This window comes from Mesorhizobium sp. M7A.F.Ca.CA.002.15.2.1 (assembly GCF_003998715.1).
Lineage (GTDB): Bacteria > Pseudomonadota > Alphaproteobacteria > Rhizobiales > Rhizobiaceae > Mesorhizobium > Mesorhizobium ciceri.
In genome coordinates, this window is sequence record NZ_RZPI01000618.1 from 1 (window position 1) to 3,341 (window position 3,341).

A 3,341-nucleotide genomic window follows, 5' to 3' on the forward strand; every position below is an offset into this window, starting at 1 on the left:
CTCTGATGTTCCAGCGCGAGGTGGCCGAGCGCATCGTCGCTCCCGCCGGCAGCGACAGCTATGGCCGGCTGGGGGTTCTTGCCGGCTGGCGGACGGAGGCGAGGATCGCCTTCGACGTACCGCCACAGGCATTCACGCCGCCGCCAAAGGTCACCTCCTCGGTGGTGCATCTTGTGCCGCGCCCGATGCCCCTGCCCACCGAGGTGAAGAAACTCGGCCGCGTCACAGAAGCCGCCTTCGGCCAACGTCGCAAGATGCTGCGGCAAAGCGTTAAGAGCCTCGGCGGCGAGGCCCTGCTCGACCGCGCCGGCATCGATCCGACACGCCGCGCCGAGACGCTCAGCGTCGAGGAGTTTGTAAGGTTGACAAACGCGGTGTAAGAAGCTGCCGATCTGCCCCCTCGTGGGGGAGATTGGCGCTTCACAGCCTCAACCCGTCTTCTCGTCCAACAGTCCCGAGACGAAATCGAACAGGCCTGGCCGGCGGTCGCGTCTCAGCCGCTCGGCGACGACGATGCCGCGCACTTCGGCGAAGGCGCGGTCGAGGTCGTCATTGACGATGACGAAATCATATTCCTTCCAGTGCTCGATCTCGTTGCGGGCGTTTTTCAACCGCGTTTCGATCACCGCTTCCTGGTCTTCGGCGCGGCGCTTCAGCCGTGCCTTCAACTCCTTCATCGATGGCGGCAGGATGAAGATCGAGACGATGTCGGCGCGCATCTTCTCCTTGAGCTGCTGGGCGCCCTGCCAGTCGATGTCGAACAGCATGTCGCGCCCTTCAGACAGCGCCAGTTCGGCAGGCTCGCGCGGTGTCGCATAGCAATTGCCATGCACCTCGGCCCACTCCAGCAGCGCGTCTGAATCACGAAGCCGCTCGAATTCGCGCATCGTCCGGAAATGATAGTGGACGCCTTCGATCTCGCTGCCGCGGCGCGGCCTGGTGGTGACCGAGACCGACAGTTCGAGGCTGGAATCGCTTTCCAGAAGATTGCGCGCGATCGTCGACTTGCCGGCGCCGGACGGCGACGACAGGACGAGCATCAGGCCCCGGCGGCGAATGCGGGACCCCAAATCCTTGGCAACCATCGGCTACTCCAGATTCTGGATCTGTTCACGAAACTGGTCGACCACCGCCTTCAGGTCCAGCCCGATCGCGGTGATGGCGGCGGCATTCGACTTGGAACACAGCGTATTCGATTCGCGGTTAAATTCCTGTGCCAGAAAATCGAGCTTGCGACCGACCGCGCCGCCGCCCACCAGCAGTGCCCGGCCGGATGCGACATGCGTTTTCAGCCGGTCGATCTCTTCGCGAATATCGGCCTTGGTGGCCAGGAACGCGGCCTCCATGTGCAGTCGGGTGGCATCCAAATTGGCGGAAGCGTCCATCAGCAGCCTGACCTGCTCGGCGATGCGTTCCCGGATCACCGCGGTCTCGCGGGATGGATCCACTTCTGCCCGCAGCGTCAGCGCCTCGATTGTGTCGATATGACCCGACAGCAGCAAAGCCAGCGCGGCCCCTTCGCCCTGCCGTGCCTGTTCAAGCCCGTTCAAGGCCACTTCGAGCGCGGCCATGATCGCGGCATCGAGCGCGGCCCTCGCCTCCTCGGTTTCGACAGTTTCGGGAATGTCGAGCACGCCGCGCAGCGACAGCAGTCCATCCGAGGTCGCCGCAGCAACGCCGAACTGCTCCTGCAGCCGCTTGGCGAGCCCGGCCAGGTCCTTCAGGAAGGCTTCGTTGACGACCGGCTGCGCCTGCGCGCCGACGGCACGGCCGATGGTCAGCGTCGCCTGAAAATTGCCGCGTGCAAAACGTTTCTGAAGTATCTGCCGGACAGCCGGTTCCAACCGCTCGAAGCCTTGCGGCAGCCGCAGCCGTACTTCGACGCTCTTGCCGTTGACGGACTTGACCTCCCAGGCGATCGAAGTGCCTTCGTGCTCGGCGACGGCACGTGCAAAACCGGTCATGCTCTGCAAATTCATATCGCCCACACGTCCCTGGCACATTGCCCCGAACCGGCTTTCCGGACAGAGCAAGTGCGGCTTGAAAATGACTGCGCCGCAGGCGCGTCGAAATCGGACGCGCGGCGCTCTTGCAAATGTCAGGGCGTCGCCTGTCGGGCAACGCCTTTCTTCATTCTACTGGGCAGCGCCCGCGTCACCGCCGCTGTCGTCGGCACCGTCAGCAGGCCCACTGTCGGCCGGCCCACCGTCCGCCGGCTTGACGGCATCGCTGTCGCCGCCGCCGGTCGTCTTGGCGGCTTTGGCGACGTCATCCGCCTGCTTCTTCTGCAGAGCGCGATAGCGGGCGACATTCTCGTTGTGCTCGTCCAGCGTCGCGGCAAAGACGTGCCCACCGGTGCCGTCGGCGACGAAATAGAGGTCGTCGGTCTTCGACGGATTGGCCACCGCCTCCAGCGCTGCACGACCCGGATTGGCGATCGGCGTCGGCGGCAAGCCGTTGATCACATAGGTGTTGTAGGGGGTCTGTTTCTGGATATCCGACTGGTAGATCGGCCGGTCCGCCGGCTTTCCCTTGCCGCCGAACAGCCCGTAGATGATGGTCGGATCGGATTGCAGGCGCATGCCCTTGGCAAGCCGGTTCAGGAAGACGGCGGCAACCCGTGAACGCTCGTCACCCTTGCCCGTCTCTTTCTCGACAATCGAAGCCAGCGTGACGAACTCCTCGACGTTGGCCAGCGGCAGGTCCGGCGCGCGCCGCTGCCAGACATCGTCAACCAGCTTCTTCTGATCCGCAAGCAGCTTGTCGACCATCTGCTGGCGTGTCGCGCCGCGCGTGAAGCGCAGCGTGTCGGTGGCGAGGCTGCCCTCCGGCGGCGTGGTTGCCGGCATGTCGCCGCTCAAGGCAGTCTCCTTGGCGATGCGCTGCAATGCCTGGTCGACAGTCAGTCCTTCAGGGATGGTCAGCGAATACATCACCGACTTGCCGCTCTTCAGAAGCTCCATGATATCGCGCATGGAAGCCCTGGGCTTGATCTCGTACTCGCCGGCTTTCAGCGCCGAATCATTGCCGAAGGCGCGCACGCCAAGGCGGAATACCCGGGCATCACTGATCAGTCCGCGGCGTTCGAGCTGGTCGGCGATATCCTGGACGCCGGTGTTCGGCTTGACCAGGAAGGTATCGCCATTAGCGGAGGGTCCGGGCTCGGTGAATTCCTGCTTGCCGAAATAGACCGCGACGCCGGCCGCCAGAACCACCAGCATCACCGAGGAGATGACGAAGTTCATGAACACGACGACCTGGCTGCGTGACGCACGCGAGCGCTTCGGCGGCGGCGTGCCGGCCTCTGGCCGCAACGCCTCGCTGGCCGTTTTCGGCACGAT

General features: G+C 64.3%; 4 protein-coding genes. 1 reads left to right on the forward strand and 3 read right to left on the reverse strand.

Annotated elements, in window-relative coordinates:
* Window positions 1–380: rRNA adenine dimethyltransferase family protein (locus ENZ74_RS26270; protein WP_281059731.1), on the forward strand; the 380-nt coding region annotated here is incomplete at its 5' end.
* A 48-nt stretch (window positions 381–428) separates the two neighbouring features.
* On the opposite strand, the gene gmk is transcribed toward ENZ74_RS26270, so the two are convergent.
* The 3 genes from gmk to mltG all read right to left on the reverse strand — a co-directional run.
* A complete protein-coding gene (gene gmk / locus ENZ74_RS26275) occupies window positions 429–1,085 on the reverse strand; it encodes a guanylate kinase (RefSeq protein ID WP_013532512.1) in 657 nt (218 codons plus the stop codon).
* A 3-nt stretch (window positions 1,086–1,088) separates the two neighbouring features.
* On the reverse strand, window positions 1,089–1,979 hold the full coding sequence (locus ENZ74_RS26280) for a YicC/YloC family endoribonuclease (protein ID WP_013532513.1): 891 nt from the start codon (window positions 1,977–1,979) through the stop codon (window positions 1,089–1,091).
* A gap of 156 nt (window positions 1,980–2,135) precedes the next feature.
* The coding region (gene mltG, locus ENZ74_RS26285; protein WP_127313085.1) for an endolytic transglycosylase MltG at window positions 2,136–3,341 on the reverse strand (1,206 nt) is incomplete at its 5' end.

Bases quoted from the DNA above. Each gene is read 5' to 3' on its own strand.
- ENZ74_RS26280 (WP_013532513.1), bottom strand. From the start codon at position 1,979: ATGAATTTGCAGAGCATGACCGGTTTTGCACGTGCCGTCGCCGAGCAC.
- gmk (WP_013532512.1), bottom strand. From the start codon at position 1,085: ATGGTTGCCAAGGATTTGGGGTCCCGCATTCGCCGCCGGGGCCTGATG.